Below are 22,573 nucleotides of genomic sequence, written 5' to 3' on the forward strand. Positions count from 1 at the left end.
GCGTCTAGCGCTTCCTTCTGTGGCGTCCCGCCATGCGGCGCCTCACCGCAAGTGTGACCGGTAGCGCGCCCGTCGTCACCAGGCCCAGCCCGGCCAGCGCACCGGCGGCCGTCAGCCGGGGCTCCTCGGGCGTGAACGTGGGCTCCTGACCGCCGCCGCCCGGCTCCTCGGTCGGCTCGCTCGTGGGGGTCTGCGTGGGCGAGGAGGTCGTGCGCGTCGGGGTCGGGGTCGGGGGCACCGGGACCGGGGTCGGGGTCGCGCGCGGGGTGGTCGGCCTGGTGGAGGGCGTGCGGTCCTCAACGTCGCCGCTGACGTCCGGCTCGGGGGTCGGCGTGGGCGTGGCCGTGCGGGTCGGCGTGGGCTTCCTGGTCTTGGGCGGCGTCTTCACCGGGGTGGGGGTGGCCGTCCTGGTGGGCGTGGCGCTCGTCGGCTGGACGACCGGCGGCGCGGCGGTGGCCGTGTCCGTCGGGGTGGGGTCGGGAGTGGTCTGGTCGAGGGTGGGCTCGGTGGTCTCCTCGGGCGCCGTCTCCTCGGGCTCGGGCGTGAACGCCTCCGTGGTGGCCGGCGTGACCGTGCTGGTCCCCGCCTGCAGCACCGGCTCGGCCGACCCGGCGGTGAGGATGACCACGACCGCCGCGACCAGCACGCCGACGCCCACCCCCGCCAGGGCGAGCTTGGCGGGCAGTTTGCTCAGCAGCCGCGTCGGCTCGGCGAAGCGGGTCTCGGCGAGTGAGGTCTGCGTCTCGGCCGGCTCCTCCAGCGCGCTGGGGAAGAGCAGCACCAGCAGGCCGGCCAGGGCCGCCAGGCGCCGCCGTCCGCGCTCCTCCCAGTCAGGTCCGTACGCCTCGGCCGCGACGGCCTCCAGCTCGGTCAGGAACGCCTCGGCGGACGGCGGCCGCTCGGCCGGGTCCTTGGCCAGGCCGCGCTCGACCAGCCCCTGCAGAGGCCCGGGAACCTCCTCGACGGGCGGCGGCGCGCTCTGGTGCTGGCGGGCCAGCGCCGCCATGTTGGGCGCGCGGAAGGGCCGCATGCCGGTCAGGCACTCGAAGAACACGACGGTGGCCGCGTACACGTCGGTCGCGGGCCCCGACGGGGAGCCCGACCACTGCTCGGGCGCCATGTACGGCGGCGTGCCCGCGGCGTTGGCGTCCTCCCCGACCCGGACGGCGATGCCGAAGTCCACGAGCTTGCTGGTGCCGTCGCCGCGCACCATGACGTTCTCGGGCTTGAAGTCGCGGTGCACGACGCCGATCGCGTGCGCCGAGGCCAGGCCGAGCAGCGAGCCCTTGAGCACGGCCAGCGCCGCCTCGGGGCCTGTGGGGCCCTCGGACCGGAGGAGCTCGCGCAGTGACACGCCGTTGATCAGCTCCATGACGATGGCCGCGCCCTGGCCGGCCTCGACGTAGTCGATCAGCCTGGCGTGGTACTGGCTCTGCAGCGTGGCCAATAAGCGGGCCTCGTGCCGGAAGCGTGCGACGAATCCGACGTCGGCCCTCAGCTCGTCGCTGAGGTACTTGATGGCGACTTCCGCGCCGTCGTGGTCACGCCTGGCCAGGACCACCCGACCGGCCGCGCCCGAGCCGAGCTCGCGCACCTCGGTGTAGCCGGGGACCCCCCATGGCCCAATCCCGTACATAACGGACTCCTCTGGAGTTCAGTGGGCCCCCACCCTCATCAAACGGTCCGTAGCTTAACCAGAGGGAACCGCTTTCCCGCTACCGATATACGACAACTGGAGGAATATCACTCAATGGTGTCCGTGGAGTCAGGGCTCGGCTCCCTCGTCGGCTCCTTGGAGGGCTCCTTGGTGGGCTCCTTGGTGGGCTCCTTCGTCGGCTGCCTCGTGGGCTCCTCGGTGGGCTCCTCCTCCGGGCACTTCGGCGTGGTGCCGCTGCGGGTGGCGGTGCCGTTGGCCGCCGCGGGAGCGGTGGAGGCCGTCACGGACCAGCTCGTGCCGCACGGCAACCGCACCTCGTAGCCGAGGGTCCGGCTGTAGGAGGTCTCGCCCGACAGGGTGACCGTCCGGGTGTTCGTGGACTCGCCGGCCCTGAACCTCACGGTGAGCCGTACCGGCCGGGTGTCGCCCGTCGTGACGCTGACGGGCGCGGTCAGCCCGCCCCTGGTGCCGACCTCGCCGATCGCGACCCGCCGCACCTGCGGCGGGCAGGGCACCGAGAAGCGCGCGGTGTCGGTCCTGTCGCCCGCGCTCACCTGCACCGACAGCGTGGAGCCGCAGGGGCGGGCCCTGAAGACGTGCCTGAACGTCTCGCTGTACGAGGTGCGCCCCGACAACGTCGCGGACCGGGTGGAGACCGGGTCGCCGTTGACCGCGAACCGGGCGCTGACCGGGATCTCGCCGGTGCCGCTCGCCGTGACCCGGACCCGCGCGGTGGCGGTGCGGGCGGGGGCGGCGGGCACGCTGAGCGTGACGTTCAGCGCGGTCACCCTGGTCGGGCAGGCCGGCAGGGTCACGGAGGCCGAGCGGGGGCCGCCGGCGGGCGCGGGGGTGGTGGTGACGGTCAGCGTGACCGTCCCGCCGCACGGGCGCTCGCCCATCGACCAGGTCAGCCGCCGGCTGTAGGTGCTCGCGCCGCTGAGGCGTACGCGCTCGGTGCGGCCGTCCTCGCCGGTCGCCGTCCAGGTCGCGACGGCGGTGACGGCGCCGGTGCCGCTGGTGCGCAGGCCGATCGTGGCGGCGGCCACGCCGTTCTCGCCGATCGTGATCTCGCCCACGGTCACCGCCAGCACCGACGTGACCGGCGGTGGCTCCTCGGTGGTGGGCGTGGTGGGCGGCGTGGTCGGAGGCGTGGTGGTCGGGGTCGTGGGAGGTGTCGTGGTCGGGGTCGTGGGAGGTGTCGTGGTCGGCGTGGTGGGAGGTGTCGTGGTCGGGGTGGTGGGAGCCGTGGTGGTCGGGGTGGTGGCGGGGGTGGTGGGCGTGCTGGTGGTGGGCCGGTTGGTCGCGGGGCGGGTGGCGCCGGCAGGAGGCTGCGGCCGGGAGGTCTCCGGGTCATCCTCCGGCGGGTCCGCCTCCGGCGAGGTCTGCGGCACGACCTGGGGCGTGAGGCCGGGCTCCGGGAGCGAGGGGTCGGGATCCGCCGATCCGGGAGGTGAGGACTCGGGCGGTGCGGGCTCGTCCGTGCTGGGCGTCCCGGCGACCGGCGCGGTCGCGATGCGGCTCGGCGGCACGGCCACCGCCGCCCCGACCGGCTGCTCGGGCGGCTGCCTGTTGGTCAGGACGACCACCACCGCCGCGGCCGCCACCGCGCTCACCGCGCCGCCCATGGCCAGCCGCCGGGCGTTCGTGCGCACCATGCGCCGCGCGCTCCCGCCGATCCTCCCGCGCACGCTGTCGAACACGGTCCTGGCCAGCGACGTGGCGGTCTCGGGCGGGGCCGGCTGGGGCATGGGCAGCAGCAGGGCCAGCAGGGCCACGAGCGCGGCCAGCCGCCGCCTTCCCCGCTCCTCCCAGTCCTCCCCGTACGCCGCCGCGGCCGCCGCCTCCAGCTCCGCCACGAACGTCAGCGCCCCGTCGGGCCGCCGCGCCGGGTCCTTGGCCAGCCCGCGCCGGATCAGGTCACGCACGGGCTCCGGCGCGTCGTGGAAGGGCACCGGGGCGTGGACGTGCTGGTACCCCAGGACGCTGGGCTCGGTGGACCGGTACGGCCGGTGCCCGGTCAGGCACTCGAAGAAGACGGCCGTGGCCGCGTACACGTCGGTCGCGGGGGAGGCCGTCCCGCCCTCCCACAGCTCCGGCGCCATGTACGGCGGCGTGCCCTCCGGATGCACGGCGGTGCCCTGGCGCACCGCGATCCCGAAGTCGACGAGCTTGCTGGCCCCGTCGTCCCGGACGAGCACGTTCTCGGGCTTGTAGTCGCGGTGCACCAGCCCCATGGCGTGCGCCCGGGCCAGGCCCAGCAGCGAGCCCTTCAGCACGACGAGCGCGGCCTCCGGCTCGGTCGTCCCGCTCTCGCGCAACAGGGCGCGCAGCGAGACGCCGTTGACCAGCTCCATCACGATGGCGGCGCCGCCGTCGTCCTGGATGTACTCCCACATCGTGGCGATGTTCGGATCGCGCAGCGTGGTGAGCAGCCGGGCCTCCGACTGGAACCTGGCCAGGGCGGAGGGATCCCGCAACAGCTCCTGGGACAGGTACTTGATCGCGACCTTGACGCCGGTCTCGTCGTGCACGGCGAGGACGACGCGTCCGCTCGCGCCCGCCCCGAGCTGGTTGATTTCCGTATAACCGGGAGCGCTCCACTCCATTTGCCTCTCCCATCAGGAGCCGGCCCACCTGATGAGACGTACGATCAAGGAGTCAGGTTTTCCAGGTGGTTCCGGATTTATGGAACTACTCCCGATGGAGGATGTGAACGGGTGCCTCGATACCTTCTGGGAGCACCGAATCCGGCTCGGGCGTGCCCCAGCTCGTGACCAGGGGCAGCACCCCCGCCCACACCGGCAGGTCGTAGTCCTCCTCCTCGTCCTTCGGCGCGCCACGCCTGATCTTGACCGACGCCTCCTCCAGCGACAGCGCCAGCACGGCCGTGGCGGCCAGCTCCTTGCGCGAGGGCCGGCGCACGTAGTCCCACTGGCCGGGCGCGAGCTGCTCGGCCAGGGCGCGCAGCCCCGCCATGCGCTCGTCGGGGTCGGTCACCAGGCGGGCCGTGCCGTAGATCATGGCCGAGCGGTAGTTGACCGAGTGGTGGAAGATCGAGCGGGCCAGCACGATGCCGTCCAGGTGGGTGACGGTGACGCAGACGTCGGCGCCGCCGCCGCCGGCCCGCAGGGAGGCCGCGCCGGTGGAGCCGTGCAGGTAGAGCGTGTCGCCGATGCGCCCGTAGCCGGTGGGCACGACCATGGGGTGACCGTTCACGACCACGCCCAGGTGGCAGATCAGGCCCGTGTCGAGCACGTCGTACAGGTCGGTCCTGTCGGTGCTGCCGCGTTCCTTCGAGCGGCCCAGCGTGGTGCGTGGTGTGGTGGAGAGCATGATTCGACGGTAACGACGAAGTGGACCTATCCTGTAGGGTCACTACCAGCCCCTTTCAAGAGACCACTTCCATGCGTACCCATGTTGACCTGCCGGTCTCGCTCTCCCGCGACGCGGCCGAACCGCTCACGGCGCAGCTCGTCACCTGGTTGCGCGGCGCCATGCTGGACGGCACGCTCGCGTCCGGCGAGCGGCTGCCGTCCACGCGGGCCCTGGCCGCCCAGCTCGGGGTGAGCAGGACCGTGGTGACGGAGGCGTACCAGCAGCTCTACGCCGAGGGCTGGCTGGACGGCCGGCACGGGTCGGGCACGTTCGTGGCCGACATCGAGGCCGGCACGGGGTCCGGCACGGGGTCCGGCACGGGGTCCGGCACGGGGTCCGGCACGGGACGGGCGCCCCGGCCGCCGGCCAAGGACGCGTACGTGCCGGCCCAGCAGCCGCCGGAGGGCCTGATCAACCTCACGTCCGGCTCCCCCTGGGTGCGCGACTACGACCAGGCGGCGTGGCGGCGGGCCTGGCGCAGGGCGGCCGACCTGCCGCCCGGCGACTCGCCCGACACCTACGGCCTGCCGCGCCTGCGCGAGCTGCTCGCCGACCACCTCAGGCGCGCCAGGGGCATGGCCGTCGGCCCGGACAACATCCTGGTCACCCGGGGCACCGGCAACGGGCTCGACCTGTGCGCGATGGCCCTGCTCGCCCCGGGCGCCAGGGCCGGGGTGGAGGACCCCGGCTACCGGGTGGCGCGCACGGTGTTCGAGGCCAGGGGCGCCGAGGTGGTGCCCTGCCCGGTGGACGAGGACGGCGTGATCGTGGACGGCCTGCCGGAAGATCTGCGCGTGCTCTACACCACGCCCGCCCACCAGTTCCCGCTGGGCGGCCGGCTGCCGATCCCGCGCAGGGAGCGGCTGCTGGCCTGGGCGGGCAGCACGGGCGCGACGATCGTGGAGGACGACTACGACGCCGAGTTCCGCTACGACGTCGCCCCGCTGCCCGCGCTCTACGGCCTCGACCCCTCGCGGGTGGTGCTGCTCGGCACGCTGTCCAAGATCCTCGCCCCGGACGTGGGCGTGGGCTGGCTGGTGGGCGAGCCGGGGCTGGTGAGCAGGATCGCCGCCCTGCGCTGGGCGGTGGCCGACCGCACGAGCGGCCCCGTCCAGCAGGCGGTGGCCACCCTCCTGGAGCGCGGCGACATCGACCGGCACCTGCGCAGGATGCGCCTGGAGTACGCGCGCCGCCGCGCCGTCGTCGTCGAGCTGCTCGGCCCCGCCTGCCGCCTGCGCGGCGACACGGCCGGGCTGCACGTCCTGGCGGAGCTGCCCGCGGCGCTGGTGCCCGGCGTGGTCGACCGGGCGGTTCAGCGCGGTGTCATGCTCGACTCCACCGAGCGCCACCACCACGGCCGCACCCGGCTGCACGGCCTGGTGATCGGGTACGGCTCCGCCTCGCTGCCCGACGTCCGCCGGGGCTGCGAGATCGTCGCCGAGCTCATCCGCGAGGCCCGGTCGCAGGACCGATCGCGGGCAGGCTCGTAGGCGGCTCCAGCCGGCGCAGGACCGGGAGCGAGCGGGCGGTGTACATCGGGTCCACCGGCAGCACGTGCCGGGCCCACCAGCGGGCCGGGGCGGGGTCGTGGGAGTGCTCGGTGTAGCCGGGGGCGTAGTCGTCGTAGGCGGGGTCGTACAGGTAGCCCGTGGACACGCCGTGCCGCTCCAGCTCCTCGATGGCCGTGTCCCTGTCGCGGACCAGCAGCGGCACCCGGAACAGCGGCCGGGACAGGTCGTCGAGCACGGCGGGCGCGACCGTGGGCAGCTCGGCCAGGCGCTGCACGCCGGCCAGCCGGCGGGCCCGGTCGCGGGGCACCCGGGCCACCCGCCGCTCCTGGTACCAGCGGACCAGCCGGCCGCGGCGGGCGCGGTAGTGGTGCAGGTCGGCGCGTACCCAGGTGTCGAAGGGCGGCAGCGAGGGGGCCTGCTTGAGCGCCAGCTCCAGCTCCTCGGCGCGCACGGAGATGCGGTAGCCCTCGCGGGGCTCCTGCATGCCGAGGCGGCGCATGAGCTTGAGCGCGGGGCGCACGAGGTCGAGCTTGAGCGCCGCCTGGCGGGCCGTGGAGGTGGCCACGCTCCGCAGGTCGGCCCGCAGGGAGCCGCGGGTCAGCAGCTCGTCGCGGGCGCGGGTCAGGGCCCGCAGGTCGGACTCGTCCTCGACGGCGAGCACCCCGCCCGAGCCCGCGCTCGGATGCTTGGACAGGCTGAAGACCGAGGCGTGCCCGAACGTGCCGAGCGGGCGGCCGTCGAGGTCGCTCTCCATGGCGTGCGCCACGTCCTCGATGAGGATCTTCCCGGCGAAGGCGGGGGCGTCGTCGGGCAGGCCGTACAGGTTGGTGGTCAGGACCGCGTCGACCGTGTCGAGGTTCACCCGGGAGACGTCGATGTTGCCGTCACGCGGGGACAGCGGCGCGATCACCGGGTGCAGGCCGGCGGCGAGCACGAGGAAGAGGATCTCGTCGGCGGAGATCGGGGACATCAGCAGCCGCTGCCCGGGCAGGCACCAGTGGCGTAGTGCCAGGTAGAGCCCCAGGCGGTTGGACGGTAGCGACAGGCAGTGACGGCCCGTTCGCTCTGCGATGTGTTTCACCGTTGTAGGACGGTACGCAGTCTTCCGTACGTTTTCAAGGTTTTGTCCGCCGTTTTGAGCAGCAAGGGGTTGGCCATGACCGTGGCGCGCGTCTTGCGCACCGGCACCCGCATCACCCAGTGCACGCCCGCCGCCGGGCCGAGCCTGGCCACCCGGCCCTCGGCCACCTCCAGCTCGCCGTTCTTGAGCTTGTCCTTGTACTCCTTCTGGCCCCGCCCCATGTCGATGACCTCGATGCCGGCCTCGGCGGCGCGCTCGGCCATCGCCAGGTGGTGGATGAGGCCGGGGGAGTACTTCGCGAAGTGGGTGTCGTAGGCGGGGAACCAGCCGGCCAGCGTCGTACGCGTGCGCAGCCCGAAGTGCCCGGCCATCGGGCGGCCGTCCACGTACACCATGTCGAGCACGCCGGCGAAGCTGTCGGACTGGGTGGCCAGCAGCCGCTCGACCAGCTCCACGATCCACGGGTGCGCGAACCGGTCGGCGCGGCCGGTGCGGCGGTACTGGTCGGTCTTCCAGCCCAGCAGCGTGCGCAGCGGCTCGACGTCGGTGGTCGCGTAGTCGTGGCGCAGCGGCCCCGCCTCGCGCTGCAGCTTGCGCGACTTGGCCAGGGTGGTCTTGTACGTCTTTCCCGAGTGCCTGCGGAGCGACTCGGTGTAGTCGTCCCAGCCGTCACGAAGGTCGATGATCGGTGAGGGGTGACGCTCGTGGCGCGCCCCCAGCAGCGGCTGCCCGGAGACGAGGTGGTCGAACTCGTACACCGCCAGCCCGCACTGCTTCAGCAGCCACAGCGGATGGATCCGCACGTCCTTGACGTGCACGAGGCCCTGCGCGTCCGTGAGCCCGGCGGCGACGGGCTTGCCGATGCCCAGCGGATGTCGTTCGAAGGGGAAGAATCCCACGATCTCCGGGCCGTCGTGGACGACGGCGACACGTACGACATCTCGGAGTTCGCCCACAGTGAGGGTGAATTCTGGGGACAAGAAGGGATTGTCGAAGGCGGTGTCCGCCTCTTGCAGGGCACGCCAGCGACTCACTTCGACTTCGCCCAGCTCACGGGGTAGGGCAAGGGTGACGTGCATGGGCTCCTACTGTCAGCACACTCTCTGGGCAAGGGGAGGGCCAGGGTGTACTGCCAGATTAAAGGATCTCACCGGATGCCATAGCCGCAGCTCCGGAACGTTACAGAACTCCCAGTATGTCTTCAGGACCGAGTGACGTTCTAATGTGTGACCATGACCGTACCTGGCATCGACCACCCCCAGCTGGTCGCCTGGATGGGCCGGAACGTGCCCGACGCCGGCGAGCCCCTGTCCGTCTCGCTGATCTCCGGCGGACGGTCGAACCTGACCTACCTGGTCGAGGCCCGGGAACGCCGGCTGGTGCTGCGCCGCCCGCCCCTGGGCCACGTGCTGCCGACCGCCCACGACATGCGCCGCGAGTGGCGGGTCATCTCGGCGCTCGCGCCGACGCCCGTGCCGGTGCCCGAGCCCGTCGCGTTCTGCGGCGACGAGGACGTGATCGGCGCGCCGTTCTACCTCATGGGGCACGTCGAGGGGGAGGCCGTGCGGAGCCGGGAGCAGCTCGGCGACCGCACGCCCGAGCAGACGCGGCGGCTGTCGGAACGGCTGGCCGAGGTGCTGGCCGGCATCCACGCCGTGGACTACCGCGAGGTGGGGCTCGGCGACTTCGGGCGGCCCGAGGGGTACATGGCCAGGCAGCTCGACCGGTGGTGCCAGCAGTGGGAGCGCTCGAAGACGGCCGACCTACCCGACTACGACCGGCTCGTGGCGCGGCTGCGGGAGCGGCTGCCCGCCGAGGCGGCGGGCACGCTGGTGCACGGTGACTACCGGCTGGACAACACGCTGCTGCGGCTCGGCGACCTGGAGATCGCGGCCGTGGTCGACTGGGAGATGTCCACGCTCGGCGATCCGCTGGCCGACCTGGGGCTGACGCTGACGTACTGGCACGATCGCGGGGACGAGGAGCGGGCGAGCATCCCGGTGGCGGGGGACGTGACGGTGGCGCCCGGGTTCATGAACGCCGCGGAGTTCGCCGCCCACTACACGAAGGTGTCCGGACGGGACATCTCGGACCTCGGGTTCTACGTGGCCTTCGGCAACTTCAAGCTCGCCGTCATCGTGGAGGGTATCCACGCCCGCTTCCGGCAGGGTAAGACCGTGGGGGAGGGGTTCGACCGCATCGGCGCGGCCGTGCCCACTCTGATCGCCCGCGCGCACCGGATGCTCGACCAGCACTGACCACCTCGGCCTCTCCATCCCCCGCAAGGAGCGTCATGAGCACTGTTGCACTGATCACCGGAGCCGCGAGCGGCATCGGTGCCGCCGTGGCCCGGCGCCTGTCGGCGGGCGGCGTCAAGTGCGTCCTCGTCGACATGGACGGCGAGGGTGCCGAACGGCTGGCCAAGGAGCTCGACGGCGCGTGGCTGGCCGCCGACGTCAGCACCGAGGAGGCCTCCCTGGAGGCGGTGGCGCTGGCCGAGCAGCGATACGGGCGGCTCGACCTCGTCCACCTCAACGCCGGCATCTCCGGGCGGGTGGACCTGGCCGACTTCGACCTGGCCCGCTACCGCAAGGTCGTCGGGGTGAACATGGACGGCGTCGTCTTCGGCGTACGGGCCACCATGCCGCTGCTCCTGCGCTCGGGCGGCGGCGCGATCGTCGTCACCTCCTCGCTGGCCGGGCTCGCCGCCTTCTCCGGCGACCCGATCTACACGATGACCAAGCACGCCGTCGTCGGCCTGGTCAGGGCGCTGGCCGAGCCGCTGGCCGCGCAGAACGTACGCATCGGCGCGGTCTGCCCCGGCTTCACCGACACTCCGCTGGTGGCCGACGCGCGGGAGATGTTCGTCAACGCCGGCTTCCCGCTGCTCAACGTCGAGGACGTGGCCGCCGCCGTCGAGAGCGCCTTCTACGCCGAGACCCCCGGCACGCTCCTCATCGTGCAGCCGGGCCGGCAGCCCGTCCCGTATCGTTACGCCGGCGTACCCGGTCCGGCGGGTGGGCAGCGGCCGCCACGTCAAGATTGACCGTAAGTGGCTTGCAAGCGGGACGATTAGCGTAAACAGGGCTGGACTTCTGTCCAGCCCTTGTACGTTCGCGAACCTTGTAGGTTCGTGGTTCCCCCCGACGTCTTGCGAGGATGAGGAGCCTTCAGTGATTCCGACCGACGGCCGACACGCGCGCCGACGATCGCCATGGCCGATCGCTCTAGGAGCCGGCATTCTCGCGGTCGTACTGGTGGCGGGCATCATGGTGTACGCCGCGATCCGGACCAAGGAGCGCGGCGTGTTCAGGGGCGGCGAGGTCGCCACGAAGGTGCCCACCGAGCCCGCGCCCGAGCTCTCGGAGCCTCCCGCGCTGGACAACTGGCCGCGCTGGGGCATCACCCACACGCAGTACAGCGCCGACAACGAGCCGCAGGCGGTCGTCGAGGAGGCCAGAGGCGTGCTCGGCCGGGTCCCCATGCTGCAGAACCAGCACATCATGGGCTGGGGCGTCGGCAACCCGGAGCCCAGCCCCGGGCAGTTCAACTTCGTCGACCTCGACCGGCGGATGACGTTCGTCTCGTCCTCGCGGGGCGTCCCGGTGATCACGCTCTGCTGCGCGCCCGACTGGATGAAGGGCGGGCAGGCAGGGCGTACGGACTGGAGCAAGAACCACACGGTCGCGCCCGAGCGGGAGCACTTCGACGACTTCGCCAAGCTCGCGGTGCGGGTGGCCAAGCAGTACCCGACGGTCAAGCACTACATGGTGTGGAACGAGTTCAAGGGCTTCTGGGACCCGGCCACCAACCGGTGGGACGCCGAGGCGTACACCGAGCTGTACAACAAGGTCTACACGGCGCTGAAGAAGGTGAACAAGGACATCCAGATCGGCGGCCCCTACGTGCCGATCGTGAGCACCGCGCGCGCCGAGGGCCCGTCCGAGCTGAGCGGCCCGTGGGGCACGGTGGACCAGCGGGCGCTGGACGCCGTCAAGTACTGGATCGAGCACAAGAAGGGCGCCGACTTCATCGTCGTGGACGGCGCCTCGATGACCAACGACAAGGGGAACGTTCCCAACGACTTCGCCGCCCAGGGCAAGTTCAGCGCCATCACCACCTGGCTGCGCGAGGAGAGCGACGACCTGCCGGTGTGGTGGGCCGAGTGGTACGTCGAGCCCGAGAACTCGCAGTGGACCGAGGACAAGCGCACCGCCGTCCAGGCCGCCGCGCTCATGGAGTTCGCCAAGAGCGGGGTCACCACCGCCCTCTACTGGAACCCGCAGATGAAGGGTGAGGGCGAGTGCGCCGGATGCCTGTGGGGGCCCAAGGTGGGCGGCGAGCTGCCCATGGCGGGGCTGCTCAGCGGGTTCACCAAGTGGTTCCCCTCAGGGGTGGAGGTGCAGGAGGTGCAGACCTCCGACCCCAAGGTGAAGGCGCTGGGCCAGGCCAGCCAGGTCGTGATGGTGAACACCTCCGACCAGGAGGTCTCCGCCACCGTGGACGGGCGGCAGGTCACGTTGCGGCCCTACGAGATCAAGTGGTCGGGGCGCGGGGGCGCGTGAGTCCGTGAGCCGCGGCGCGGGCGCTCGTGGCCGCGGAAGGCCGCCCAGCACGCGGCCAGCGCCACGGCGAACACCGGCAACCAGGCCAGCCTGGCCGCCACCCAACCGGCCGAGTCCGGGACGGTGTGCAGGCCGGGCAGGGCCTGGCCGGAGAGCAGCCCGAGGGCGGTGACGGCGATCATGGCAGTCTGGTGCCAGAGGAAGATCGTGATCGCCGAGAGGTTCGCCAGCGCCACGGCGGCCCAGACGGCCGGGCGCCGCAGCACCCGGCGCAGGGGGCCGAGCAGCAGCAGGGCCGCTCCGCACTGTGCCAGGCCGAAGGTGACGGCGGCGAGCGTGGGCGGGTCCAGGTTGGAGATCTCCGCCCCCGGCACGCCCACCATGGCCGCCGGGTAGCCCGCCCACAGGACGAGCCCGGCGGTGGCGCCTGCCCCGCCGAGCAGCAGCGCCCATCCGGTCCCGCGGCCGGGAAGGCCGCCGCTCCGGCCCCAGGACGCGCCCAGGCAGTAGGGCACCGCCCAGCCCGCCACCACGTTCACCCCGCCGAGCCAGGCCGGGCCGTCCAGGCCGTACCGGACGAGGTCCACCAGCGCGACGACGGCGAGCGGCCACGCCGGGCCCAGCCTGGCGGCCCACGGGGTCGCGGCCGTCAGCACGGCGAAGACCAGCAGGAACCACAGCGGCGACCACACCAGCCTGGCCAGCGAGGTCACGCTCCCCGGCCCCACGCCGGCGGCGAGCATCGCGACCGCGATCACCGCCCACACCAGCACCAGGGCGGCCACCGGCCGGAACAGGCGAGCCATCCGCCGCCCCAGCCACGCCCGGTGGCCGGCGGCCCGGCCTCGCGCCGCCACCATCCCGCCCACCAGGAAGAACACCGCCAGCGTCTGGAACAGCCAGGAGACGGGCGCGAGGTGCGGCAGCTCCCGCAGCGGGCTGGCGGCGCGCACGGTGCCGCTGTCGGTCACCAGGGCCGTCACCAGCCAGTGCCCGAGCACCACCCCGAGGATGGCCAGCGCGCGCAGCCCGTCCAGCCCGCGGTCGCGATCCGCCGGGGTCGCCTTCTCGACGCGTTCGAGCAGGTCACGCATGCGGAGCCGCCCCCGACACGACGGCGGCGACGTTGCGCAGGAACAGGGAGCCCGGCCGCAGGTAGTCGCTGTGGCCGCCGTCGCCCGCCGCGAGGACGCGCGCGCCGGAGGTCGGCGAGACGGGGTCCAGACCGGGCCCCAGGGTGAGGAACGGCAGCCGGACCTGCACGTGGGGCACGTTCGCGATCCAGTCGCCGGTGCCGCGGGCGGCCCAGACGGGGGCGGACGTGCGCAGCGGGCAGCTCGTGCCGGTGCCGGGGGCGCCGTACAGGACGATGTTCGCCACGTCGCCCAGCCCGGCCGCGGCCCGCCCGCACACGACGGCGCCGTAGGAGTGGCACAGCAGCGACACCCTGGCGGCGCCCAGCTCGCGGACGAGCGCCCGCAGGCCGGGGACCGCCTCGTCGGCCCGGCCGGTGGTCAGGACGGCGGCGCCGAGCGTGCTCGGGGTCCGGTAGCCGAGCCAGGCGACGACCGCGGCCCCGTCGCCCAGCTCCCGCTGGAGCGCCAGCGCGCCGGCGCGCAGCCGCCCGCTGCCGAGGCCGGTGTCCGAGCCGGGCACCAGCACGGCCACCCGCGCGGCCCCGGCCAGGTCGCCGAAGACCTCAGCCGAGCGCCCCCCGTCACGCCCGTCGAAGAACAGGAACCGCCGCCCCGGCTCCGCCATCGCGCGCAGCGTCCCGGCCCGGCGCGACTGCCCGCGCGCGGCGGCCATCCGCCCGGCCGCCAGGATGTCCTGGCGGACGGCGGCGTACCGGGCCTCGGTCAGACCTCCGGAGGGCCGGTTCGGCGCGGGAGCGGCGACCTCGGAGCCCGACAGGGGCACGACCACCGACGTGGCCAGGACGGCGGTGAAGAATTTCCCGCGGAGGCGGGCGGACGGGGGGCGGCGCGAACGGGTGGACATGCGGCGAACCTATGGATCACGCCCCGTCGTCGGCGTCCCGCCTGGGAGTGGATCTGCGACGTAGCTCTGGAGTACTACGGGGACGGCCCGCTCACTCCAGCCCGAAGTGCGGCAGGCAGGCGGCCAGCCCGTGGATCTCCACCGGCACCGGGCAGCCGAAGTCCTCACGGTCGAGCCGCAGCCGCTGCTGCGTCGCCCGCCGCCCGCGCATCGACTGGACCGCCAGCCCGTCGGGCCGGTAGCCGAGCTTGCGCGAGACGCCGAGCGAGGCCGGATTGTCGAGGAAGGCGCTGGAGGTGGCCGTCAGCGCCCCCAGCCCGGCGAAGGCCAGGTGCAGGACGGCGGCGCGCATCTCCGTGCCGAACCCCTCGCCCTGGTACGCGCGCCCCAGCCACGAGCCCGTGTGCACCTCGCGGGTGAGCGCGAAGTCGACCCCCTTGACGTCCTGGACGCCGATCACCCGGCCCTCGTGGACGACGGCGAAGTTGCAGCACCACTCCTCGGGCCGCCACGCCGCCATGACCCCGAGGTGGTAGAGCACGACCTTCGCGGGCAGCTCCGCAGCGGGCACGTCGGTCCAGGGCACCCCGAACGGCATCCGGTCCGGGTCGTGCACCCCCTCAACGGCACGGTCGGCCAGCTCGTCGAGGTCGTCGAAGGTGGGGAGCCGGAGCGTGAGGCGGGGCGTGGTCAGTCTCAGGTCGTGCACGGGCCAGTTGCGCATGCCTGCCCATTCTTCCCGGCCGGCCCCGCCCGCCTCACCTGGTTATCCCGGGCCTTCGCCAGTACGTCAGCAGGCGCAGCAGCCACTCCACCGGCCCGTACCGGTGCCCCTTGAGCCACCAGCGGCTGCAGGCCGCCTGGAGCGCGAAGATGCCGAGCGCGATCAGCACCTCCAGCGGCGGGCTGACCCGGTCCACCAGGGCCAGGCCGTACCCGGTGAAGATGAGCGAGCAGACCAGCGACTGCGCCAGGTAGTTCGACAGCGCCATCCTGCCGGGCGCCGCCAGCGCCCGCGCCAGCCGCGGCACGTGCGGCAGCACGCGCAGGAACGTGGCCGCGTACGCCGCCGCCAGCAGCGGCGCCGTCACCAGGTCCACCGCCTCGCCCCAGAACTTGTGCACCGAGCCGTTCCACACCGACGCCGTGTAGAAGAGCGCGCCACCCAGCCCCACCGTGAACCCGGTCCACTGCAGCCGGCGCAGCGTCCCCGTGTACGCGGACACGTCGCGCAGCACGCCCAGCCTGCCGACCGCCAGCCCGATCAGGCACGCGGCCAGCACCGCCGGGCCCTGGAAGAAGACCCGCGCCACGATGATCAGCGACAGCTTCCTCAGGTGCTCGGAGACGATCTGCCAGAACACCCCGCCGAGCGCCGAGTCCGAGGCGGCGGCCTGCGCCTGCCCGTCGGCGACCCGGCCCGACAGGTCCAGGCCCGCCGTGGCCAGCAGCGCGAGCAGCACGAAGGCGAGCGCCAGCAGCAGCGTGAGCGCGACGGCCAGCGCCACCGCCGTCCTCGGCCGGACCCGGCGGAAGAGCAGCAGCGCCAGCCCCACGGCGGCGTACGTCGTCAGGATGTCCCCGGGGAACAGCAGCACGGCATGCGCCAGCCCGAGCAGGAACAGCCCGGCCAGCCGGCGCAGGAACATCGGCGTGAACGGCCGCCCCCGCCGCCGGGCCGAGTCGGCCTGCAGCGTGAAGCTGTACCCGAACAGGAACGAGAACAGCAGGTAGAACTTGTTCTCCAGGAACAGCGTCACGACCCACCGCACGCCCCAGTCGAGGGACGAGTCGAACGCGGGCTCCGCCAGCCCGGCCATCCGGTAGCCGGAGGCCAGGAAGGCGATGTTCACGACGAGGATGCCCAGCAGCGAGAAACCCCGTAAGGCGTCGACGGAGGCGATTCTCGCTGCGGCGAGGCGTACGTCCGGCCTGGCGGGATGTGTCTCCTGTGTCCTCATCGGAGAGCATCATCCCGCACAACCTGAGTGTTTCCTGTGAATTCAGTTATTTTGCGCGATATAGATGAACCGCTCGATGATCACTGCCAGGGCCACCGCGAAGGCCGGGATCGCCAGGAACAGCAGGCGTTTGCGGGCCTTCGGCGCCCGGTTCGGGCCGTTCAACCGGATGATCTCGTACCCGAAGAGTGCGACCCAGGTCACAGCGAGCGCGCCGAGGCCCACCGGCGTCCACGGTGAGGTGGGGTCGCCGCGGCCCTTGTAGGGGTTCGGTTCGGGGATCTCGGTGCCTCTGACGAAGTTCTTCCAGGTGTAGAGCGCCGCGTCCTCGTTGGAGTAGACCCGCTTGAGATCGGGTGACTTGTCCAGCGCCGCGCGGAACCTCTCGCCCCAGTCGGCCGGGAAGCCCTCGTTGAGCTGCAGGTAGCTGACCTGGCCCCGGCTCACCATCAGGTACGAGTTCCTGGACGCCTCCTTCAGCGCCTGCACGGCGTCGGCGATCTGCGCCGGATCCTTGTGCACCAGCGCCTGGAGGTTGAAGCTGACCTTCTCCACGTCCCGCTCGCCCCACGGCAGGGTCGGCGTGACCTCCGGCCCCTCCTTGGGCACCAGGTAGAGCACCCGGGCGCTGGGCTCGTCGTGGTCGTAGACGTAGTGCAGGGCGGCCACCTCGCCGGTGGTGACCCGCTCGAACTTCTCGTTGCCGTACCTGGCCACCAGGAACGCGAACGCGAACACGACCGCGAAGCAGGCCGCCAGCACGAGCGAGATCTTCTTGGTCAGCTCCGGGTTGAAGCGCACGTTCCGCTTGCGCAGCGGCACGGTCTCCTCGCGCACGTCCGCGCTGTCGGCCGGCAGGTTCGGGAAGAACGCGTACGCGGCCAGCAGGCAGGCGCCGGGCAGCGCGAACATGTAGATGCGCAGCCCGATCTCGCCGCCGTAGCTCTGCAGCCCCAGCGCCAGCACCGGCACGCACAGCAGGATCAGCGCCGACCGGTCGAACACCCCGCGCCGGAACCGGCGGAAGATGCCCACCGCCGCGCACGCCAGGATCACCGCGAGGATGCCCAGCCGGGCCTGCAGCACCATCGCGTGCGCGGGGTCGGTGCCCTCGATCCGGTCACCCGTGTTGCTGCGCAGGTTCTGCAGGATGTTGCCCAGGCCGCCGAAGATCGTGTCGATCTGGCTGGCCCAGAAGCCCACTGTCATGTAGCTGATCCAGGCCAGCACCACCAGCCCGAGGAAGAACGGCAGCGCCCAGGTCAGCGTGGTCCGCTTGAAGATCAGGAACGCCGTCACCACGCCGAGCATCATGAACGGCGTGATCTGGTGCGAGGCCACCGACGCCACGAACAGCGCCACCAGCATCATCAGCATGAGCAGCTTGTCGGCCCTGAACGTGCCGGTGTTCGCCAGCTCGCCCGGTGTCATCGCGTCGAGCTTGCCGATCAGCTTGCGCAGGCCCTTGGGCGGGACCGGCTTCGTGCGCGTCTCCACGCGCCCGAACCATCTCAGCAGGATCGCCACGAACGCCAGATACAGCGCGAACGTGAAGCCCTGGGGCGAGAAGTAGTCCTGGCCGATCCACTGCACCAGCACGAACAGCAGCGCCGCGAACCACCGCGCCCGCGTGGTCGCCACCACCTGGCGCAGGATCAGCACGAACGGCAGCAGGTAGAGCAGGTTCGACAGCAGCGGCGTCCACTGCAGGATCGGCGTCAGGTCGGTGATCCCGGCGGCCTTCGTCACGAACGCGAACAACGCGAAGAAGCCCGGCCAGCCCATGCGGGCGTCGATGTTGATCGCCGTCTCGCCGGTCCTGCCGATGAACTCCACGAAACCGGCGTGGATGTAGGCGGTCGGGAAGCGCGGCTCGTCGGCCACCAGCGCGCCCGCGCCGTGCAGGGCGAACGTGATGGCGGCGATCTGGAACAGCAGCAGGAACTTGCGGTCGGTGCTCTGGGTGACCGTGATGAAGAACGACACGATCATGATCAGGATGGCGATGAACGCCGTCGTCGGCAGCGCCGAGATCAGGCCCAGGCCGTCGATGTCGGACGGATTCACGCCGCGCAGCGGGCCCGGGGGGACCTTGAGGGCGAGGACGTACATGATGAGGCCCTCTAGGACCAGCAGCACGGGCAGCCACTTGGGCGCACTGGCCACCAACGCCCCGACCCTGCCCCTGGTCGCGCGGGGCTTGGCGGGCGCCTGCCCGGGGGCCTGCCCCGGCGCCTGCGCGGGCTGGGCCTGCCGCGGCGGCGCCTGCTGGTACGCGGCCTGCTGCGCCTGCCCCGGCACGGCCTGCGGCCCCGACGGGCCCTGGGGCGCCATACCCGGCACGGCCTGCGGCCCTGACGGACCCTGCGGCGCGATGCCCGGCGCGGGGGAGGCGCCCGGGGACGGCTGCACCAGATTCGCCAACCCCTGCGACCCGGCCACCGGCCGCGCCCCACCACCGGGCCCTCCGGCACCGGCTCCTCCAGCGCCGGGCCCGCTGGCACCAGGTCCTCCGGTGCCGGGCCCGCCCGCACCGGGAGTGCCGGTGGTGGGCGCTCCCGTGGGATGCGTGCTCATGGGTTGCGTTCCGGCACCGGCTGCGGCGGCCGTCCCTCCGGCCGGTGCAGCGGTCGCGGGCTTCGCACCCGCAGAGCCCGGCTTGGCAGCCGAAGCGCCCGGCTTCGCGCCGGAAGCGCCAGGTGCAGCGCTGGGCGTGGCAGAACCAGCGCCGGCAGCGCCGGACGTCGCACCGGCCCCGGTCGCGCCCGCCTCACCGGCAGCCGCGCCCTGCCCACCGGCAGGCTGCGGCCCACTGGCGGGCTGGGCACCCACAGCAGGCCGGGCACCAGAGACAGGCTGAGCACCGGTGCCGGGCGTGGTCCCGCTCGCGGGCCGGGTACCCGTGCCGGGCTGGGTGCCGGTGCCGGTGCCGGTGCCGGTGCCGGTTGCGGGCTGGGGGCCGCTGGCCGGTTGGGGGCGCAGGCCGGGGGAGGTGTCGCCCTCGTCGGACGCCTCAGGGCCGCCGGTCGCCGGTTGGATCGGCATGGAGACCGTGCCGGCCGCCGAGGGGTCGGCGGTGTCGTCGGCCGTGGGCGGATGCCCGATGTGCAGAGGCCCGGGCAGCCGGATGGCCGTCGTCCTTTCCGCCTCCGGCGGGGCCGTTCCCTCGCCGCCGGAGCTCTCCGCGGAGTCCTCGGCCGAGCCGGCCTCCTCGCCCGCGGGCGGGAACGTCAGCTTGGGGATGACTCCCGTCGCTTCCGGATCGAAGGGCACGTCTGACTCCTCCTTGTCCCCCCGCACGTCCGAGGAGCCCGTGATCCCCGTTTGCATGCCATCGCCGTCCCGTTGCCTCACGTTGACCATCATGAAGCCCCGGACGACCCCTGGGTGACAGTCGACCTACCGCTTTCGTCGAATTTGAGAATTTTACGTAGATTTCCAAAAATCAAAAGTGCGACAAGCACCTCGCTGAAGAGCAATCCGTACCCCACGGCGTTCACCCCGAAGTGAGGGAACAGTGCCACGGTGGACACCAGCACGAGCACCGCCAGCCCGATCTGGACGATCGCCAGCGTCCGCGCCTTGCTCTGCGCCCGCAGCGCGCTCAGGTACACCTCGATCAGCACGCGGGGCAGCACCGCCAGCGCCATCAGCCGCAGCAGCGTCGTGCCCTCCTCGGCGAAGGCCGAGCCGAAGATGGTCAGGATCAGCGGCGCCCCGAGGATCGCCACCGCGATGATCGGAGTGACGATCATGAAGGCCCGCCGCAGCGCCCGCCGGCAGTTCTCGGCCAGCCGGGCACGGTCGAAGGAGCCCTCGACGGTCAGCGACACCGCCATGTTCATGGCCAGCAGCTCGATCATGCTGGCCAGCGTGTGCGCCATCGAGAACCGCCCGAACGTGGCCTCGCCCACCTGCGTGGCGATCACCACGGGCACCAGGTAGACGATCGCCAGGATCGACAGCGTGCCGGGGAAGTCGCCGGCCAGGAAGCGGCCGACCTCGCGCAGCTTCGGCGGCTCCTGGACGGGATCGGCCTGCTTGACGTGCCGCGGCACGACGACGCCGAAGATCAGCCAGTTGACCGGGATGAGGGCCAGCGCCGTCGGGATCACCCACGAGACGAAGATCCCGCCGGACGGCAGCGCCCCGGCCACGGCCACCAGGAGGCCCATCTTGACCAGGCCGAAGATCAGGTTGTTCAACGGCACGAACGTGGCCCTGCGCAGGCCGGTCAGCACCACGTCCTGGAGCGTGAACACGGCCCACACCACCACGGACGCCAGGAAGAACAGCCCGGGCCCGAACCCGGCCAGCACCGAGTACGTCTTGCCCCACATGGGCAGCGTCAGCAGGAACCCCAGCGCCGCGACCCCGCCCGTGGCGGCGGCCAGGCCGTACCCGCGCAGGATGAGCTCGGGCGTGCGGCGGCCGGCCACCGGCAGGAACCGGGCCAGCGCGCCCACGAAGCCGAGCGCGGTCAGCGACGCGAACAGCCGCATCGCCGTGATCACGGCCTGCCCGCGGCCGAACTCCTCGGGCGAGTAGAAGTGCGCGGCCAGCAGCCAGTAGCCCATGCCGAGCACACCGGTGATCACGGTGTTCGCCATCAGCGCGTAACCCTGCAGGAACAGCGGGTTACGCAGGTCGCGAAGGATCTTCCCCCGGAGGTCAGACATTTCCGCGCACCCGCTGCAGCCCGTACCTCGTCCTGCGGACGACCGCGTACCCCTTGGTGAGGATGCGCTCGCGCATGTAGATGAGAGGTACGGCGTTGCCTTCGACGGCGCGCTTGAACATGTTGATGGTCGTGTTCTTGCCGACCGTCAACCGGGGGATGGCGAGCATGTCATGACGATCGGCGGCGATCGTGTTACTCACGGCGCAGGCGGCGAAGTAGCCGGCCTTGCGCACCTCACGGCGGACCCGGGCGCTGGAGTAGCCGTACGGGTAGGCCATGGTGGCGACCGGAGTGCCGATCTTCTCCTCCAGCAGGCCCTTGTTCCTGCGCAGCTCCTGCCGCAGGTCCTCGGTGCGGAGCTGGTCGAGCTGGGGGTGGCTGTGGCTGTGGCCGCCGATCTCGACGCCGGTCTGCGCGGCCTCGCGGGCCTGGCCCCACGACAGCATGTCGTCGAGGGGCCGGCCCGCCGCGTCCCTGCCCGCGTCGGACACCCAGCCGCTGGTCAGGAAGACCGTGGCCGGGAAATTGTGGCGTTCCAGCAGCGGCAGCGCGCGGCTGTGGAAGTCGGCGTAGCCGTCGTCGAACGTCACGACGATCGGCTTGTCCGGCAGCGACAGCCCGTTGTTCTTGTTGAACCTGGCCACCAGGTCACCCAGCGTGAGCGGCGTGAAGCCGCTCTCCGCCAGGTAGGCGAGCTGCTCCTCCAGGTCGGAGGGCCGCACGGCGTGCGGCTTGGTCTCGTCGTTGGGCGCGTCGGTGACCGAGTGGTACATCAGGATCGGTACGCGGATCATGATCGTGCCGCCTTCAGCCGTACGGAACCCACGACGTAACCCCAGGTCGTCCAGGCCAGCCCGATCACGATCGCGGCGGCCCTGCCGAGCCCGCCCACGTCGCCGCGCACGGCCTCGCCGACCCCGCGCAGCGCCCCGAGCGGCAGCGTCTTCATCGCGTGCGCGCGCTCGCTGGACAGGCCGTCCTGGGTGCCGACCTCCCGCGTCACCAGGGCCTTCGACAGCCCCTCCGCGTAGCACCTGGATCTGAAGTAGGCGAACCGCTCGCGCTGCTTGGACACCTTGTGCCCGATCACCGCGCGCGGCTCGAACAGCATGACCGAGCCCGGCTTGCGCTGGCTCAGCCTGATGCAGAACTCGGTCTCCTCGCACCCGAGCGGGCGCGACTTGCGGCCCTGCACGCTGCGGCCGATGCCGCTGTGGAAGCCGCCCACCTCGGAGACGGCCTCACGCAGGAAGGCGGCGTTGCCGCCCATGACGTTGCGGATCGGCGCCCTGACCGCGGGCATGCCGCGGTAGGTGCAGCCGACCGTCCAGTCGAACTCGTACGGGAACCAGCCAGGCCGCCGCCCCGATGCCCAGATGGGGTCGGTACGGCCGCCCACGCCGACGACACCGGTTTCCTGGAAGCCCTCCTCCAAAGCCTCCAGCCACCCGGGATCGGCGACCGCGTCGTCGTCGAGAAAGGCGACGATCTCACCGTTGGCCGTGGCCACGCCGGTGTTCTTGCCACCGGACAACCCCTGCTCGTGCGTGTTCTCCACCACGATGGCCTGCGGGTACTCGTGCTTGAGCTTGAGGTGCAGGTCGGGGTTGTGGTCGACCACCAGGATCAGCTCGTGTGCCGGGCGCGTCTGGTTCTCGACCGACTCGACTGCCTGCCTGATGTCCTCCCACCGCTCCTCGGTGTAGACGCAGATGACAACAGACGTGTTCACAACGATCCC

17 protein-coding genes are annotated in these 22,573 nt (G+C 72.2%); 4 read left to right on the forward strand and 13 right to left on the reverse strand.

Features of this window, described 5'->3' with window-relative positions:
• Positions 1 to 4: 4 nt before the first annotated feature.
• The 3 genes from HD597_RS60850 to HD597_RS60860 all read right to left on the reverse strand — a co-directional run bounded on the left by HD597_RS60850 (position 5) and on the right by HD597_RS60860 (position 4,990).
• The gene (locus HD597_RS60850) at positions 5 to 1,636 is read right to left on the reverse strand and encodes a serine/threonine-protein kinase (RefSeq protein WP_253758296.1); all 1,632 of its coding nucleotides are present in this window, start codon (positions 1,634 to 1,636) and stop codon (positions 5 to 7) included.
• A 107-nt stretch (positions 1,637 to 1,743) separates the two neighbouring features.
• Positions 1,744 to 4,263 carry a serine/threonine-protein kinase gene (locus HD597_RS65575; protein WP_276083319.1) on the reverse strand — a complete coding sequence of 840 codons (2,520 nt, stop codon included), beginning with the start codon at positions 4,261 to 4,263 and terminating at the stop codon, positions 1,744 to 1,746.
• Between the two features lie 85 nt (positions 4,264 to 4,348).
• The gene (locus HD597_RS60860) at positions 4,349 to 4,990 is read right to left on the reverse strand and encodes a pyridoxamine 5'-phosphate oxidase family protein (protein ID WP_253758298.1); all 642 of its coding nucleotides are present in this window, start codon (positions 4,988 to 4,990) and stop codon (positions 4,349 to 4,351) included.
• Between the two features lie 71 nt (positions 4,991 to 5,061).
• Here HD597_RS60860 and pdxR point away from each other — a divergent pair, with 71 nt between their 5' ends.
• The gene (gene pdxR / locus HD597_RS60865) at positions 5,062 to 6,522 is read left to right on the forward strand and encodes a MocR-like pyridoxine biosynthesis transcription factor PdxR (RefSeq protein ID WP_253758300.1); all 1,461 of its coding nucleotides are present in this window, start codon (positions 5,062 to 5,064) and stop codon (positions 6,520 to 6,522) included.
• Here pdxR and HD597_RS60870 read toward each other — a convergent pair.
• Both HD597_RS60870 and HD597_RS60875 read right to left on the reverse strand, forming a co-directional pair.
• The gene (locus HD597_RS60870; protein ID WP_253758302.1) at positions 6,476 to 7,624 is read right to left on the reverse strand and encodes a DegT/DnrJ/EryC1/StrS family aminotransferase; all 1,149 of its coding nucleotides are present in this window, start codon (positions 7,622 to 7,624) and stop codon (positions 6,476 to 6,478) included. The genes pdxR and HD597_RS60870 overlap by 47 nt on opposite strands.
• Entirely contained in the window at positions 7,621 to 8,604 is a 984-nt protein-coding gene (locus HD597_RS60875) for a GNAT family N-acetyltransferase (RefSeq protein ID WP_253758304.1), read from the reverse strand. Before HD597_RS60875 ends, HD597_RS60870 begins: the two co-directional genes overlap by 4 nt.
• 252 nt (positions 8,605 to 8,856) lie before the next feature.
• Here HD597_RS60875 and HD597_RS60880 point away from each other — a divergent pair, with 252 nt between their 5' ends.
• The 3 genes from HD597_RS60880 to HD597_RS60890 all read left to right on the forward strand — a co-directional run bounded on the left by HD597_RS60880 (position 8,857) and on the right by HD597_RS60890 (position 12,189).
• Positions 8,857 to 9,882 carry a phosphotransferase family protein gene (locus HD597_RS60880; protein ID WP_253758306.1) on the forward strand — a complete coding sequence of 342 codons (1,026 nt, stop codon included), beginning with the start codon at positions 8,857 to 8,859 and terminating at the stop codon, positions 9,880 to 9,882.
• 35 nt (positions 9,883 to 9,917) lie between these two features.
• The gene (locus tag HD597_RS60885) at positions 9,918 to 10,670 is read left to right on the forward strand and encodes an SDR family oxidoreductase (protein ID WP_253758308.1); all 753 of its coding nucleotides are present in this window, start codon (positions 9,918 to 9,920) and stop codon (positions 10,668 to 10,670) included.
• 211 nt (positions 10,671 to 10,881) lie between these two features.
• Positions 10,882 to 12,189, forward strand: a complete 1,308-nt coding sequence (locus HD597_RS60890) for a GH39 family glycosyl hydrolase (protein ID WP_253758310.1) — start codon at positions 10,882 to 10,884, stop codon at positions 12,187 to 12,189.
• Here HD597_RS60890 and HD597_RS60895 read toward each other — a convergent pair.
• The 8 genes from HD597_RS60895 to HD597_RS60930 form a co-directional block, all read right to left on the reverse strand.
• A complete protein-coding gene (locus tag HD597_RS60895) occupies positions 12,153 to 13,283 on the reverse strand; it encodes an acyltransferase family protein (protein WP_253758312.1) in 1,131 nt (376 codons plus the stop codon). The two genes, HD597_RS60890 and HD597_RS60895, sit on opposite strands and share 37 nt — an antisense overlap.
• Positions 13,276 to 14,190, reverse strand: coding sequence for an alpha/beta hydrolase (locus HD597_RS60900; protein ID WP_253758314.1), 915 nt, complete (start codon positions 14,188 to 14,190; stop codon positions 13,276 to 13,278). Before HD597_RS60900 ends, HD597_RS60895 begins: the two co-directional genes overlap by 8 nt.
• Before the next feature lie 91 nt (positions 14,191 to 14,281).
• The gene (locus HD597_RS60905; RefSeq protein ID WP_253758316.1) at positions 14,282 to 14,914 is read right to left on the reverse strand and encodes a GNAT family N-acetyltransferase; all 633 of its coding nucleotides are present in this window, start codon (positions 14,912 to 14,914) and stop codon (positions 14,282 to 14,284) included.
• Positions 14,915 to 14,948: 34 nt separating this feature from the next.
• Positions 14,949 to 16,151 (reverse strand): DUF418 domain-containing protein, encoded by a 1,203-nt coding sequence (locus HD597_RS60910; protein ID WP_253758318.1) that lies wholly within the window; start codon positions 16,149 to 16,151, stop codon positions 14,949 to 14,951.
• Positions 16,152 to 16,193: 42 nt separating this feature from the next.
• Entirely contained in the window at positions 16,194 to 18,485 is a 2,292-nt protein-coding gene (locus tag HD597_RS60915) for a hypothetical protein (protein ID WP_253758320.1), read from the reverse strand.
• Positions 18,486 to 19,513: 1,028 nt separating this feature from the next.
• Positions 19,514 to 20,830 (reverse strand): lipopolysaccharide biosynthesis protein, encoded by a 1,317-nt coding sequence (locus tag HD597_RS60920; RefSeq protein WP_253758322.1) that lies wholly within the window; start codon positions 20,828 to 20,830, stop codon positions 19,514 to 19,516.
• A complete protein-coding gene (locus HD597_RS60925) occupies positions 20,823 to 21,626 on the reverse strand; it encodes a polysaccharide deacetylase family protein (protein ID WP_253758324.1) in 804 nt (267 codons plus the stop codon). The genes HD597_RS60920 and HD597_RS60925 overlap by 8 nt, the downstream gene beginning before the upstream one ends.
• On the reverse strand, positions 21,623 to 22,564 hold the full coding sequence (locus HD597_RS60930) for a glycosyltransferase family 2 protein (RefSeq protein WP_253758326.1): 942 nt from the start codon (positions 22,562 to 22,564) through the stop codon (positions 21,623 to 21,625). Before HD597_RS60930 ends, HD597_RS60925 begins: the two co-directional genes overlap by 4 nt.
• Positions 22,565 to 22,573: the final 9 nt, after the last annotated feature.

It is taken from the genome of Nonomuraea thailandensis (assembly GCF_024172165.1).
In the GTDB taxonomy this organism is placed as follows: Bacteria; Actinomycetota; Actinomycetes; order Streptosporangiales; family Streptosporangiaceae; genus Nonomuraea; species Nonomuraea thailandensis.